The organism is Geomonas ferrireducens, from assembly GCF_004917065.1.
GTDB classification, from domain to species: domain Bacteria; phylum Desulfobacterota; class Desulfuromonadia; order Geobacterales; family Geobacteraceae; genus Geomonas; species Geomonas ferrireducens.
Genome location: NZ_SSYA01000001.1, coordinates 1,025,192 through 1,039,853 on the forward strand (window position 1 = coordinate 1,025,192; position 14,662 = coordinate 1,039,853).

The 14,662-nt window shown below is 62.3% G+C and carries 11 protein-coding genes; 5 read left to right on the plus strand and 6 right to left on the minus strand.

From position 1 onward, the window contains the following. Positions 1-67 precede the first annotated feature (67 nt). Both E8L22_RS04390 and E8L22_RS04395 read left to right on the plus strand, forming a co-directional pair. Positions 68-256 (plus strand): hypothetical protein, encoded by a 189-nt coding sequence (locus tag E8L22_RS04390; RefSeq protein WP_136524022.1) that lies wholly within the window; start codon positions 68-70, stop codon positions 254-256. After that, a complete protein-coding gene (locus tag E8L22_RS04395; protein WP_135868802.1) occupies positions 244-537 on the plus strand; it encodes a type II toxin-antitoxin system RelE/ParE family toxin in 294 nt (97 codons plus the stop codon). Before E8L22_RS04390 ends, E8L22_RS04395 begins: the two co-directional genes overlap by 13 nt. Positions 538-623: 86 nt before the next feature. Here E8L22_RS04395 and glmS read toward each other — a convergent pair whose 3' ends face one another. Next, on the minus strand, positions 624-2,453 hold the full coding sequence (gene glmS, locus E8L22_RS04400) for a glutamine--fructose-6-phosphate transaminase (isomerizing) (RefSeq protein ID WP_136524023.1): 1,830 nt from the start codon (positions 2,451-2,453) through the stop codon (positions 624-626). An 87-nt stretch (positions 2,454-2,540) separates the two neighbouring features. After that, entirely contained in the window at positions 2,541-3,914 is a 1,374-nt protein-coding gene (gene glmU / locus E8L22_RS04405; RefSeq protein WP_136524024.1) for a bifunctional UDP-N-acetylglucosamine diphosphorylase/glucosamine-1-phosphate N-acetyltransferase GlmU, read from the minus strand. A gap of 150 nt (positions 3,915-4,064) precedes the next feature. Here glmU and E8L22_RS04410 point away from each other — a divergent pair, with 150 nt between their 5' ends. The 3 genes from E8L22_RS04410 (at position 4,065) to E8L22_RS04420 (ending at position 8,718) form a co-directional block, all read left to right on the plus strand. Beyond that, positions 4,065-4,622, plus strand: coding sequence for an MXAN_5187 C-terminal domain-containing protein (locus E8L22_RS04410; RefSeq protein ID WP_136524025.1), 558 nt, complete (start codon positions 4,065-4,067; stop codon positions 4,620-4,622). A 119-nt stretch (positions 4,623-4,741) separates the two neighbouring features. Beyond that, the gene (locus E8L22_RS04415) at positions 4,742-6,475 is read left to right on the plus strand and encodes a B12-binding domain-containing radical SAM protein (protein ID WP_342792609.1); all 1,734 of its coding nucleotides are present in this window, start codon (positions 4,742-4,744) and stop codon (positions 6,473-6,475) included. 392 nt (positions 6,476-6,867) lie between these two features. Continuing rightward, complete coding sequence (locus E8L22_RS04420) at positions 6,868-8,718, plus strand: cytochrome c3 family protein (protein ID WP_136524026.1); 1,851 nt, start codon at positions 6,868-6,870, stop codon at positions 8,716-8,718. Between the two features lie 113 nt (positions 8,719-8,831). Here E8L22_RS04420 and priA read toward each other — a convergent pair whose 3' ends face one another. The 4 genes from priA to E8L22_RS04440 all read right to left on the minus strand — a co-directional run bounded on the left by priA (position 8,832) and on the right by E8L22_RS04440 (position 14,619). Further along, positions 8,832-11,090, minus strand: a complete 2,259-nt coding sequence (gene priA, locus E8L22_RS04425) for a replication restart helicase PriA (RefSeq protein WP_136524027.1) — start codon at positions 11,088-11,090, stop codon at positions 8,832-8,834. Positions 11,091-11,187: 97 nt separating this feature from the next. Beyond that, positions 11,188-12,375: an FprA family A-type flavoprotein gene (locus tag E8L22_RS04430; protein ID WP_136524028.1), complete on the minus strand. Its 1,188-nt coding sequence runs from the start codon at positions 12,373-12,375 to the stop codon at positions 11,188-11,190. Between the two features lie 143 nt (positions 12,376-12,518). Further along, entirely contained in the window at positions 12,519-13,883 is a 1,365-nt protein-coding gene (locus tag E8L22_RS04435; RefSeq protein WP_136524029.1) for a DEAD/DEAH box helicase, read from the minus strand. 451 nt (positions 13,884-14,334) lie between these two features. After that, entirely contained in the window at positions 14,335-14,619 is a 285-nt protein-coding gene (locus E8L22_RS04440; protein ID WP_015718556.1) for an HU family DNA-binding protein, read from the minus strand. Positions 14,620-14,662: the final 43 nt, after the last annotated feature.

Sequence of the window (14,662 nt, forward strand, 5' to 3'; positions counted from 1 at the left end):
ATTGGAACGTGACTAAGGTGTAGGATTACGGTATACCATTGGAGACGCTAGCTATAGGAGGTGTCCAATGCACATTGCAAAAGCTAAACTCGAAAGCTTCCTTGAGGACCTTCCTGAGCAGGTAGACACCGAGGAAGTAATGTATCGTCTCTATCTTCTAGAAAAGATTGAGGCCGGCGAGACAGACATCGCTGAAGGCCGTTCTCTGTCCCATGAAGAGGCAGTGCAAAGGCTAAAGCGCAGATGGCAACAATAACGTGGTCTGAGAAATCGCTTTCAGACCTCGAGGAGATTTTCGACTACATCGCCCTCGATTCACAATTCTACGCGCAACACCAAGTCACCAAGGTGATTGCTGCCGTGGAACGGCTGGCAATCTTTCCGACTTCCGGTCGCCCTCTCCCCGAGTTCCCCACTTCTCCCCTCCGCGAAGTCATCGTCGACCCCTACCGCATCGTCTATCGCACCTCAGGATCTGAGATTTTGATCCTTGCCGTCATCCATGGGAAACGGCTGCTAAAAGAAGAGGTGCTATGAGCTTTCCCTACATTTAACTCTGACACTCAGAAAAAAGGGGAGACGGCTTACGCCGTCTCCCCTTGAAAATTCCACTACGGTAAAACTTATTCCACCGTGACGCTCTTCGCCAGGTTCCTCGGCTGATCGACGTCGGTCCCCTTCAGCACGGCGACATGGTAGGCGAGCAGTTGCATCGGGATCGAGATGATGATCGGCATCACCTCATCGCCGTCCTCCGGAACCTCGAGGGCGACCTCGACCTTGTCGGCCACCTCGGCGTCCCCCTTGGAGCAGACCGCGATGACGCGGCCGCCGCGGGCAATGACCTCCTCCATGTTGGAGAAGACCTTCTCGTAGGTCGCCCCCTTTGGGACCAGCACGACGACCGGCATGTGCTCGTCGATGAGGGCGATGGGGCCGTGCTTCATTTCGCCGGCCGCGTACCCCTCGGCGTGGATGTAGGAGATCTCCTTCAGCTTCAGGGCACCTTCCAGGGCGATCGGGTAGTTCATGCCGCGCCCCAAGTACAGGAAGTCGCGGGCGGAGAGGTAGTTCCTCGCCACCTTTTCCACCTGCTCGTTCAGCTTGAGCGCCTCTTCCATGAGGGCCGGGACGCGCACTATGGCGGAGATGAGCTTTCTCCCCTTTTCCACGTCCATCGCGCCGCGGGCGCGTCCGAGACGGATGGTGAAGAGGTAGAGGGCGATCAACTGCGTGACGAAGGCCTTGGTGGAGGCGACACCGATCTCGGGGCCGGCGTGGGTGTAGATGACGCCGTCGGCCTCGCGGGCGATGGAGGAGTCCACCACGTTGCAAATGGCGACGCAGGCGCCGCCGCGACGCTTGGACTCGCGCATGGCGGCCAGGGTGTCGGCGGTCTCGCCGGACTGGGAGATCAGCATCACCAGGGTGTTGTCGTCCACCACAGGATTTCTGTAACGGAATTCGGAGGCGATATCCACTTCGACCGGCACGCGGCAGTATTCCTCGATGAGGAACTTGCCGACCAGCGCCGCATGCCAGGAAGTACCGCAGGCGACGATGCAGATGCGGCTGATATCTTTAAGCTTTTCGTCGGAGAGGGCAAGATCCTCGAGGTAGACGTCACCCTGCTCTTCGCGGAGTCTGCCGGCGATGGTGTCGCGCACGGCGCGGGGCTGCTCGAAGATCTCCTTGAGCATGAAGTGCTTGTAGCCCCCCTTCTCCGCCATGTGCGGCGACCAGTCGATGTGGCGCGGCTTCTTCTCCAGCAAATCCCCCTGCACGTTGCTGAACTGGGCGCTTCCACCCTTGAAGACGGCCATCTCGCCGTCCTCCATGAAGATCATGGAGCGGGTGTGGGAGAGGATCGCCGGGATGTCGGAGGCGACATAGAACTCCCCTTCGCCAAGTCCCACCACCATGGGCGCGCCGTGCTTCGCGGCGATCAGCTTGTCGGGCTCGCTCTCGCTCACGATGCAGATGGCGTATGCCCCGCGCAGTACCGCGAGGGCCTGGCGCACCGCGCTCTCGAAGTTCCCGGTCCCCTTCATGTACTGGTCGATCAGGTGCGCGATGACCTCGGTGTCGGTCTCGCTCTTGAAAACGTGCCCCTGCGCCTTCAGCTCCTCGCGCAGCTGCAGATAGTTCTCGATGATGCCGTTGTGCACCACGACGATGGGACCGGCCTGGTGCGGATGGGCGTTGATCTCGGAAGGACGGCCGTGGGTGGCCCAGCGGGTGTGCCCGATGCCGACGGTGCCGACGACGGGGCTCGCCGCGAGGAGCTTCTCCAGGTTGGAGAGCTTCCCTTCGCTGCGCCGGATGCTCGCCTTCCCATCGCTGATGGTGCAGATACCGGCCGAGTCGTAGCCACGGTACTCGAGCTTTCTCAGCCCTTCAATGATGATGGAGGTGGCCTCCTGGTGGCCGGTGAATCCAACGATTCCACACATGTATGACTCCGTTTCGTCGATTTCTTAATTAATAAAGGGAAGTTCCCAAGACGCTACAGGATAACATCTCGTCGGAAGCAGCAACAGTTATTTTTTCCTGAGGGTCCACCCCTCTTTGTTCACCTGCGGTGCTCGGGCGATGGCAAGGGAGTCGGCGGGGACGTCCTTCGTAACCGTGGTTCCCGCGGCGATGAGGGAGTTTTTCCCCACCGTGACCGGGGCGACCAGCTGCACGTCGCTCCCCACGAAGACGCCGTCCTCGATGACGGTCTTGTGCTTTTTCACCCCGTCGTAGTTGCAGGTGATGGTACCGCAGCCGATGTTCACGTCGCGGCCGATGGTGGCGTCGCCCAAGTAGGTGAGATGGGAGGCCTTGGAACCCTCACCCATGAAGGCCTTCTTGGTCTCCACGAAGTTGCCGATTTTAACGTGGGCCGAGAGCTCGGTGCCGGGACGCAGGTGTGCCATCGGGCCGATGGCGGCATCGGGACCGACGACGGACTCCTCGAGCACGCTCCCCGCTTTCACCGCCACGTCTTCGGCGATGCGGCAGTCGACGATCAAGGTGTTCTGCTCGATGCGGCAGCGCTCACCGATCACGGTCTTGCCGCGGATCACGGCGCCGGGATGGATCACGCTGTCGCGCCCAATCTGCACGCCGCTCTCGATGTAAACGGCGTCCGGGTCGATCATTGTGACGCCAGAGAGCATCAGCTCTTCGTTGATGCGCCGGCGCAGCACCCGGGAAGCTTCGGCCATCTGCACCCGGTCATTCACCCCGGAGATCTCGCGGGGGTCTCCCACCTGGTAGCTGCGGCAGGAAAGTCCCTTCGCCCGCGCCTGCCGCACCACGTCGGTCAGGTAGTATTCCTTCTGGGCGTTGTTGTTGTCCAGTCTGGCCACCGCCTCGGCGAGGAAGGTGCGGTCCACGCAATACACCCCCGCGTTCACCTCGCGGATCAGGCGCTCGGCTTCACTTGCGTCCTTTTGCTCGGTGATGGCCACCACGTTGCCCGCCTCGTCCTTCACGATGCGGCCGTAGCCGAACGGGTTTTCCACCGTCGCGGTCATGACGGTCACGCAGGCCCCGCTCTCCGCATGCGCCTTCAGCATGGCGCGCAGACTCTGCTCGGTCAAAAGCGGCGTGTCGCCGCAGAGGATGAGGACGGTGTCGGCATCCCCGTCTATTTCAGGCATGGCGCAGGCGACCGCATGCCCGGTGCCGAGTTGCTCGGCCTGGACCGCGAAGCTCACCTCGGTACGCCCGGTAAAGTAGCTGCGCACCTTCTCCTGCTGGTGCCCCACCACGAGGACGCAGCGCCCGACGCCTGAGGCGAAGGCGGCGGCCACGGGCCACTCTATCATGGGCGGGCCGGCGACGGGATGCATCACCTTGACCAGATCCGATTTCATCCTGGTCCCCATACCGGCTGCCAGCACTATTGCTGATGTCTTGTTCATGGTTTCCCCCTTGCGGCCCAGCAAATTGTTCTTTTTTAACAACAATGCCCCACCAGGTCAAGCTGTTTCGCTGGCGGTTTTCGACGCTCCGCATCCTTTTATCGTTTACTAATCCGTCACTTACGGCTATAGTCCAGCGGTGGAGGTTTCATGGGAGTTGCCGAGGACATAGCCAAGCTTGAGCTTGACCTGCGCGAGCTGATTATCAAGTACGAGCAGTACTTTTTCGGCATCGAGAAGCGGGAGCCTCTGCGCCTGCTCGACACGGTGCAGCGTGAGGTAAGACGCTACCAGAACGTCAGTATCCCTAACACCAGCCACAGGTTCAAGTACGAATCGCTCGTCTCCACGCTTAGCGTGCACAAGCAGAAATGGGCCCGCACCAACCGCCTCATCGAGGAAGGGAAGTTCCAGCGCGACCGCTTCCGCATGTCGCTGCACCAGGCGGAACGCGCCGGAAAGTCGGAGAAGAAGAACACCGCCGCTCCCCCCCAGGATGCACAGATCGAGAACATCTACCAGCAGTACGTGAGCGCCCGCCGCGCCTGCAACCTCCCGGTCGAGAACGTGACCCGCGATAAGCTCGCCGAGGCGATCAACCGGCAAAAGCCCGCGCTGATGGAGAAGTACCGCTGCCGTGACGTCGAGTTCGTCGTCGTCATCGAGGGTGGCAAACCCACCCTGAAGGCCCGCCCGAAGAACGCATGAAAATCGCCCTCATCGCCATTCACCCGTACCCGTCGCCGCAAGCGGTGCCACTTGCCTGTGCCTTTCTCCGGGAGGCGCTTTTGTCCGACGCCACCCTCGCCGGGTGAGTCGACGCCGAGATCCTCGAGTTCTTCACCGACGATGATCCCGCCGTGTGCGCCAGAACCGTCGCCTCCCACGCACCCGATCTCGTCGCCTTCTCGGTCTACGTCTGGAGCCGGGAGTGCGCCCTTGCCATGGCCGGAGCCCTTCGCCAGCTGCTTCCTGCCGCCATCTTATGCGCCGGAGGCGCCGAGCCAACCGCCAACCCCGCCGGGCTTCTCGACGGCGCCTTCGATTTCGTGGTCCGCGGCGAAGGTGAAACCGCCCTGCCGCAGGCGGTGCACCGCCTCCTGGAGGGTGGGCAATTGGACGGCATCCCGGGCGTGCTCCTGCCGGGCGCATCCTCTGCTCCCCTTCCCTCCCCAGCCGATCTGGAGACGATCCCGTCCCCTTACCTCTCGGGAAGGCTCGATCCTTCGGCCGTCGGCGGCGCGCTCTGGCAGCTCTCGCGCGGCTGCGACTTCGCCTGTTCTTTCTGCTTCGACCACAAGGGGGGAGGCGGAGTACGCCGGTTTTCCATGGAGAGGCTCGAGGCGGAGCTGCGCCTTTTCGCCCGCCTCAAGGTCCCCCAGGTCTTCGTGCTCGATTCCACCTTCAACAAGGTGCCCAAGCGCGCGAAGGAGATCCTGCGCCTGATCAGGAAGATGGCGCCGGACATCCACTTCCACTTCGAGGTGAGAAGCGAGTTCATCGACGCCGAGATGGCCGGGCTCTTCGCCTCCATCACCTGCTCGCTGCAGATCGGTCTGCAAAGCTCCGACGCCGCCGTGCTGCGCGGGGTGGGACGCGGCTTCGACCGCGACGACTTCGTGAACCGCGTTTTCCTCCTGAACCAAAGCGGCGCCATCTTCGGCTTCGACCTCATTTTCGGACTGCCGGGCGACACGCCGGAACTTTTCCGTTCTTCACTCGACTTCGCCCTGTCGCTGTACCCGAACCACCTCGACATCTTCCCGCTCGCCGTACTTCCCGGGACGCGGCTTTACGGCAAGGCGGAGTCACTCGGCCTGAAACACCTGGACACGCCCCCCTACACCGTCATCGCCACCCCCTGTTTCACGCCGCAGGAACTCGAGGATGCCGGCAGGCTTGCCGCCGCCTGCGATCTCTTCTACAGCAGGGGAAAGGCCGTTGCATGGTTCAACTCCGTGGTCGCCGCCTTGCGGCTCAGCCCGAGCGCCTTCTTGGCCCACTTCGCCGCTTTCATGGGGGAGACGTCGGAAGCCGATGTCCCCGAAGAGGCGATCTGGGGGATGCAGCGCACATTCATGGAGCGGATCTTCCAGGAACGCAGGAAGGCGAAGCTGTTACCGCTCGCCCTCGACCTGGTCGACTACCACCATCATTACGCGTCGGCCCTCATGGCGACGCCGCCTAAGCCCCTCTCCCCGAAACGGCTGCAGAAGCTCGACCCGTTGCAGGAGCCTCTGCAGCTTTCCGCCAGCGCCACGCTGGCACGCTTCAACTACGAGGTGCTGGAAATCCTGGACGCCGGCGAGCCGGATCTCGCCGATTTCGCGTCCTGCTTCCAGGCCACCGGTTCCTGCGCCGTCATCTACCCCGCGCACGGCGAGGTGTGCACGGAATCGCTGTCACCCGCCTATTTCGAGCTTTTGACGGCCTTGGACGGGAAAAGGAGCGCACGGCAGCTTTGCCGAAAGGCACAACTCTCGGAAGAAGAGGCCCGGGAGTTCCTCGAATTCGCCATCGCTGAAGGGATCGTGCAGCTCGCGCTCCCTTCCCAAGATTAATGGGACCATTTTAGTCTTCTTTCTCACCCCAATCTCCTCCCCACTCATACAACCCCTGATACATTAAAAGAGAACAATACAGCCATCCGCCGCGTCTCCCTCCAATGTTGCGTGATTAATCATCACCCTGTCATAGATCTCAACCACACACAGCTGCCTTTATAAAAAAACCAATTACTTGCAAAGGCATACTTAATTTACGTACATCGTAACTATCGAGCTGGATTGTCACACACAAAGCGTGAGAATTCTTGAACGAGAAGTTGTATCCTGCTTATTAATTGACGCTTTTTCAGTTGATTTCTTAAGCCGCGCGTATTAAAGTAGCCGCCGTTGCGAGCGCCGACCCAGATTAAAGCGTTCTAAAACGATCCTAAATACAGGAGATCACAATGGTTCAAGTCTTCACACGCCTCATCCCGCTGCTACTGCTCCTCGCACTAGCCCGGCCCGGTTTCGCAGCACAGGGCCTGGCCATCGACCCGGCAACCTGCCTTGGCTGCCACGGCAACAAGATTTCTGCCGAGCAGATGGCCAACTCGGTGCACGGCAAAAACGGCTGCACCAGCTGCCACATCGAGATCGTTGAACTCGCCAAGCACATGAGGGGCGAGATCAAGGTGGGTAAGGTCCAGTGCGTGCGCTGCCATAAGAAGGAAGCGGCCGAACACGCAAGGAGTATCCACAGCGAGAAGGGCGTCGGGTGCGCGCAGTGCCACACCGACATGCACAGCCACACCTACTGGAACAAGGACAAGCGTAGGGTCATCGTCAAGTGCACCCAGTGCCACAAAGACGAGCGCGGCTTCAGCCAGTCCGTACACGGCAAGGGCGTCCTCGCCGGGAACCAGGATTCGGCAGCTTGCAACGACTGCCACAACCTGCACGAGATCAAGGCGCTTGGCGACCCGACCTCCAAGGAGAACCGCGAGTTCCACACCAAGGTTTGCCTCCGCTGCCACGCCGACCAGAAACTCGTCGAGCGTAACCACATCTCCGAAGTGGCCGTTAAGAGCTACATGGAAAGCTACCACGGCAAGAACTACCGCCTTGGCTACCCGGAGAAAGTTGCCGGCTGCGCCGACTGCCACACCGCGCACGCCATCCTCCCCTCCAAGGATCCCAAGTCCTCGGTCAACCCGGCTAACCTGGTCGGCACCTGCGGCAAGTGCCACAGCAAGGGGAGCATGCTCTTCACCAAGTTTTACGCACACGGTGAGCACAACGACCGCGAGAAGTACCCCATCCTGTTCTACACCTTCATCGCGATGACCGGCCTGCTGGTCGGCACCTTCACCGTCTTCTGGATCCACACCCTGCTCTGGATGATCCGTGGCTTCGTGGAGAACCGTGAGAAGGCGGCAGCGCTCGAAGAAGGCATCATCATGCATCACGTCCCCGAAGGGCACAAGCAGTACCGCCGCTTCAGAAGGGTCCACGTGTTCATGCACCTGCTGGTCATCATCAGCTTCCTCGGCCTCTCACTCACCGGTCTGCCGCTCAAGTTCAGCGACCAGGTATGGGCGAAGTTCCTCATGGATCTTTACGGCGGGGCGCCCAACGCAGGCTTCTTCCACAGGATCTGCGCCGGCATCACCTTCGTCTACTTCTCCATGGCCCTTGTCATGAGTGTCCACTTCCTCTTCATCAGGAAGGACGTCAAGGGGAACCCGATCCAGAGGCTCTTCGGACCTGACTCCCTCTGCCCGAACCTGCGCGATATCAGCGACGTGATCGGCATGGTCCGCTGGTTCTTCTTCAAAGGTCCGAAGCCGACCTTCGAAAGGTGGACCTACTGGGAGAAATTCGACTTCATCGCAGTCTTCTGGGGTATGTTCGCCATCGGCGGCTCCGGCCTGATGCTCTGGTTCCCCGAGTTCTTCGGCATGTTCCTGCCGGGTTGGGCCTTCAACGTGGCCACCATCATCCACTCGGACGAGGCGCTCCTGGCAACCGGCTTCATCTTCTCGGTCCACTTCTTCAACACCCACGGACGTCCTGAGAAGTTCCCGATGGACTTCGTCATCTTCAACGGCCAAATGTCCAAGCACGAGTTCGTCGAAGAGCGTGGCGATCAGTGGGCGCGTTACGAGAAGGACGGGATCACCGAGCAGTTCGCGGCCAAGAAGTCTTCCGGCATCTTCTACGACTTCTGCCTGAAGGCCTTCGGCTTCACCGCGCTGTTCACCGGCATCACCCTGCTGATGCTGATGATCTACGCCTTCATGCACCCGCACCACTAAGCGGCTGCTGAACCTGCAGTAAAAAAGGGGCCTCCCATTCGGGAGGCCCCTTTTTGTTTTTAGCCGTCTGACTTGTCCGACTGGTCAGACGGCTTCGTCGAGGGAAGCAGCAGCTAAAGCATGTCCACCGGATCGACGTCGATGGTGAAGCGTACCGTGGAGGGGTGGTTGAAGCCGCCGCGAAAATGGAAGAGGAGCCGGTGCAGGTCGGCACGCTCCACCCCTTTCAGAAGGATCTGCCAACGGAACCGTCCGCGCACCTTTCCAAGCGGCGCGGTTACCGGGCCTAGCACCTCGACCCTCAAGCGTGCCTCCCTCTTGATCTTGCGCAAAAGCGCCGCCGCCTCGTCCGCGGCACTCTCACCCTGGCGTGCAGCCACCGCGGAGAAGGTGAGCGCGGCCAGGTGCGCGAAGGGAGGATACCCCACCTCCTCACGGAAGGCGATCTCTTCGCGGTAAAACGCCTCGTAGTCGTGGGCGACCGCGTGGGTGAGGGCGTAGTGGCCGGGAGCGAGCGTCTGCACGAAGACCCGACCCGGCTTGTCGCCGCGCCCGGCCCGCCCCATCACCTGGGTCACCAGTTGGAAGGTGCGCTCGGCGCTCCTGAAGTCGGGAAGGTTCAGCGAGGCGTCGGCGGAGAGCACCCCGACCAGGGTGACGCCGGGAAAATCGTGCCCCTTGGCGATCATCTGGGTCCCGATCAGGATGTCGACCGACCCCTCCTCCAGCTCCTTCAGGACGCGCGCATGCCCCCCCTTACCCTTTGTCGAGTCCCGGTCCATGCGCGAGACGCGTGCGTCCGGGAAGAGCTTCTGGACCTGATCCTCGACCCGTTCCGTGCCGCGCCCGAGCATGGTGATCGCACCGCTCTTGCAGTCGGGGCAACTGGCGGGGGGGAGCATGGTGAAGTCGCAGTAGTGGCAGACGTGCTTTCCCTTGATGCGGTGGAAGGTAAGGGTGACGGCACAGTTGGGGCAGCGCAGAACGTGGCCGCAGGTCTCGCAGACGAGGTAGGTGGCGAAGCCGCGCCGGTTCAAAAAGAGAAGGGTCTGCCCCCCGGCGTCCAGGTTCTCCCCCATCGCCTCGACGAGTTCGGGGAGGAAGGTCTCTCCCTTCTGGTTGCGGGCATCCAGCATCGTCGTCACCGGCATCGGGAGTTCGCGCACCCGGTCCGGGAGGTGCAGGTAGCCGAGCCTGCCGTGCATCGCGGCGTGGTAGCTCGTGACGAGCGGGGTGGCCGAGCCGAGGATCACTACGGCGCCGGCCTGCTTGCCGCGCACGAGGGACAGGTCGCGGGCGTTGTAACGCACCCCCTCGGACTGCTTGTAGCTCCCCTCGTGCTCCTCGTCGACCACGATCACTCCTACCCCCTGCAGGGGGGCGAAGAGCGCGGAACGGGCGCCGATGACGATGGAGGCCTCTCCGCGCCGGATGCGGCGCCACTCGTCGTAGCGCTCCCCGTCGGAAAGCCCGGAGTGCAGCACCGCGATGCCGCAGTCGAAGCGACGCTTGAAGCGACCGACCAGCTGCGGGGTCAGGGCGATTTCTGGGACGAGGACGAGGGCCGTCTTCCCGGCGGCCAAGGCGATCGCGATGGTCTGCAGGTAAACCTCGGTCTTGCCGCTCCCGGTGACCCCGTGCAGCAGAAACGGCGCGAAGGAGCTCGCATTTAGTGCGGCGGTGAGCCGGGCGAGCGCCTCGCCCTGGGCGGGGTTCAGAGGCAGGGGTGCGTCGTGCCCGAAACTCTGGGCCTTGAACGGGTCGCGGTACACCTCGCGCTGGGAGAGCCTTGCCGCGCCGAGTTCCACCAGGCGAGCGAGCTGCGCCGTACAGCTCCCGAAGCGCTCTCTGAGCTCGGGCCCTGAGCACGGTCCCACATCGAGAAGGTACTCCAGGATCTCCAGCCCCTTGCCCCGCGGGCGCGCCGCGCATTCCGGATCCGCGGTGTAGATCCGCTCGGTGCGCACGCTTTTCCCACCGGCTAGGTACTCCTTGAGGACCGGGGTGCCGTCCTCGGACTCCTCGCAGCGGTAGCGGCTCACCACGTTGATCCCGGCGGGAAGCGCCATCTTGATCACCTCGCCCAGCGGGTGCAGGTAATATCCGGCGATGAAGCGGTAGAAGTCGAGTTCGGGGGGGGTGAAGAGCGGTTCCTCGTCGAGAACGTCGAGGACCTCCTTGAGCTCCCCCGCGCCAGGATGATCGCCGTCTCCCAGGAGGTACCCGGTGACCTTGCGACGGCCGAAGGGGACGAGGACGCGCTTGCCGGCCACGGCCACGGACGAGAGGCGTTCGGGCACGAGGTAATGGAAGCTTCCCTCCAGGGGGAGGGGGATGGCGACCTCTACGATGTGCTGGCGGGCTGTCTGCATTTAGTAGAGATGTCTGCTGCGTTAAGGGTTGACCCCCTCCCCCCGGAGGGGGGGGAGGTCGTAAGGGGAAGGAAGGGGGAGCGTGAAGCTGAGCGGATTACTTTTTCAGAACCTCTTCGGCCACCGCACGTCCGAGGGCCTCGCACTCGGCGATAATCTCGGGCTTGGGCATGAAGGGGGAGCGCACGAAGGGGTGCGGGAGCTTGAAGTTCATGCTCTTCAGCCTCTCCTCGGCCATGCGGCACGCCTCGCCCGACCAGCCGTAGCTGCCGAAAACCCCGCCGATGCTCCCCTTGAGGCTCACCGTCGAGAGGTAGGCAAGCACGTCCCACATCGGCTTCGGGATGTCGCGGTTGATGGTCGGGGTGCCGAAGATGAGCGCGTCGCACTCCTCCATGAGGTCACGGATGTCTGCCACGGAGGCGTGGTTGATGTGGCACAGGGTAACGTGCACGCCGGCCTCGCCCGCCCCCTTCGCCACCGCCTCGGCCATCTGCTCCGTGTTGCCGTGCGGGGAGATGTAGAACACCGCGATGCGGCGCCCCGCGGCTTTGGGCTCGGACCACTTGCGGTACATGTCGATCGCTTTCCTCGCATCGGCGCGGTAGACCGGGCCGTGGCTCGGGCAGAGCATGTTCAGCTCGACGCCGTCGAGCTTTGCCACCGCCTGGAGGATGCGCTCCTTGAAGGGACGCATGATGCAGTCGAAGTAGAAGCGGGTCTCGCCGGAGAAATCGGGGCACTCGTCAGCGAAGAGGGCCTCGGGGGAGTAGTGGGAGCCGAAGGCGTCGCAGGAGAAAAGGGCGCGGTCCTCCTCGAGCAGAGTGAACATGGTGTCCGGCCAGTGCAGAAACGGCGCAGCAATGAAGCGCAGGGTGCGTCCGCCGAGGTCGATCTGATCGTTATCCTTCACGATCTTCGACTCGAAGGGGGTGTGGATCTGATTCCCGAGGAAGGTGCGCGCCGCCTGGCTGGATACCACGATCGCCTTCGGGCAGTGCTGCAGCAGCTTGGAAAGGGAGCCGGAGTGGTCCGGTTCCGAGTGGTTCACCACGATGTAGTCCACGCTCGCGGGATCGATGAGGGAACGGATCTTCTCGAGGTACTCGTCGAAGCGCTTGGCCTTGACGGTGTCGATGATGGCTATCTTGCTCTCCCCCTGCACGAGGTAGGAGTTGTACGTGGTACCGTGTTCGGTGGGAAAGAGATCGTCGAAGACGGCGAGGCTCGGGTCCTTGACCCCGATCCAGTGGAGACCCTTCCCTAACTCGACTGCTGCAGACATGCCGCTACCCCCTGTCTTATCTTTCATAACGGCCGGATGCCGGCCCGCGCTCAGTTGACAAGCGGCCCCGCGGCGATGCGCCGTGGGGCCGTATACACAGATGCGAACTGTACCAAAATCAAAAGCTTAAAGCAAGGAAAAGGCTAGTTTCCAGCGCCGTCCCTGCCGCGGCGATACTCGACCACCACCTGCGCGTCGCGCCTTCCCGAGCGCCCTGCCGGTGCGGGACGCCCACCCTGTCCGGGACGTCCGCCGTGACCTGCGCGCTCGTTCTGGCCGGGACGCCCCTTGGCACCGAACGGCTTCTTCCTCGGGTCGAAACCGGGACGCCCTTTCCTGGCACCGGGGCCGCCGTTGTTCCTTCTCAGGGGGCGGGTCGGCTCGAACCCCTCGATGACGTGCTGCGGCAGCGGCTTGCCGGTCAGGCGCTCGATGCGGTCCAGGTAGGCCACTTCGTTCATGGAGCAGAAGGAGATGGCGATCCCGGTGGCGCCGGCGCGGCCGGTCCTGCCGATCCTGTGCACGTAGTCCTCGGCGAACTTCGGCAGATCGTAGTTGATGACGTGGCTGATCCCGGAGACGTCCAGACCGCGGGCGGCGACATCGGTGGCGACAAGCAGGCGCACCTTGCCGCGGCGCATGTTGGTGATGGTCTTGTTGCGCGCTCCCTGCGACATGTCGCCGTGCAGCGCGGCCGCGGCGTGTCCCTGGGAGTAGAGCTCGAAGGCCAACTGGTCGGCGTCCTTCTTGGTCGCGGAGAAGATGATCGCCTTGGTGACGCTCGCGTCGGAGACCAGGTGCTGCAGCAGGCGGTTTTTGTGGCGCATGTCGTCGGTTACGTGCAGGCGCTGCTCGATATGGAGGTTCGTGGCCTGCGTTACGTCAACCGCGACGCGGACCGGATCCTTCAAAAGACGCTGGGCGAGCTTCGCCATGGGGTCGTCCATGGTGGCGGTGAAGAGCAGCGTCTGGCGCTCGGTCGGAGCCGCGGCGGCGATGCGGTCGACGTCCTCGGAGAAGCCCATGTCGAGCATGCGATCCGCCTCATCCAGGACCAGCATCTCGAGACGGGAGAAGTTGATGGTGCGGCGGTCGAGGTGATCGATCAGGCGCCCGGGGGTGGCGACGATGATGTCGACCGGGCTGGACAACAGCATCATCTGGTCGCGGTAGGGCATACCGCCAAGGATCGAGCCGCAGCGCACGCGCATGAACTTGCCGTACGTCCTGATCGCGTCAACCACCTGGATGGCGAGTTCGCGGGTCGGCGTCAGCACGAGGACGCGCGGCCCCTTGCCGCGCACCGGCGACGGAACGAGCAGACGCTCCAGCGCGGGGAGAACGAAGGAGGCGGTCTTGCCGGTACCAGTCTGGGCGCTGCCGATCAGGTCGCGCCCGGAAAGCGCGAGCGGAATCGATTCGGCCTGGATCGGGGTGGGCTCGGTGTAGCCGCAGGCGTTGATTGCTTTGAGAAGAGGTGCGGAAAGGTTCAGTGCTTCAAAAGACATGTGTTTCCTTTTTATTTCCTCCGGACAAAAGCGGGCCGGCCTCCGTGCCGTATTCCCCAGGGGACGGACGCGGCTCTCTCGCGGAAGGAATGTAAAATGTGGGCGTGCCAAACCCGCAGCGACAACAATTGTCGCGGCCTCAGCTGATGGACAGAATCGGCAACACGCCATATGACCGGCAAACCTTACATCGTCGCCAACCATGGTTGCTGCCGCATTTCTCGTGGGGATTTACTGAATGCGAGGGGTTGGATCGATGGGAGGGGGAGATTCCCCCTTTGGAACTGATGTCAGTCAGTCAATGACCTTTACTACAGGAAGGGTACAAAAGGCAAGTTTTTATTGAAACGTATACGTTTACGAAAAAACCCCGCCGGTGAGGGCGGGGTTTTCGGTGCGTGCCGGGACGGTGCAACAGTCGTGGAGGGGCACGTCGCTGGCTGGTCCGGGATTACTTCTTCTTGGCTGCGATAGCGTCTTTCAGTGCCTTGCCCGGGCGGAACTTGGGGACCTTGGCTTCGGCGATCTTGATCTCCTTGCCGGTTTGCGGGTTCCTGCCGGTACGCGCCTGGCGGCTAGCCACTTCGAAGCTGCCGAAGCCTACCAGAGTTACCCTGTCGCCCTTTTTCAGTGCGCCGCTCACGGTGGAGATGAATGCACCGACGGCCTTCTCGGCTGCGGCCTTGGGGATGTTTGCGGATTTCGCCACTGCTTCGACCAGTTCTGCTTTAGTCATGTGAGACCCTCCTTGGCTGGATTAAATTAACGCCACTATAATC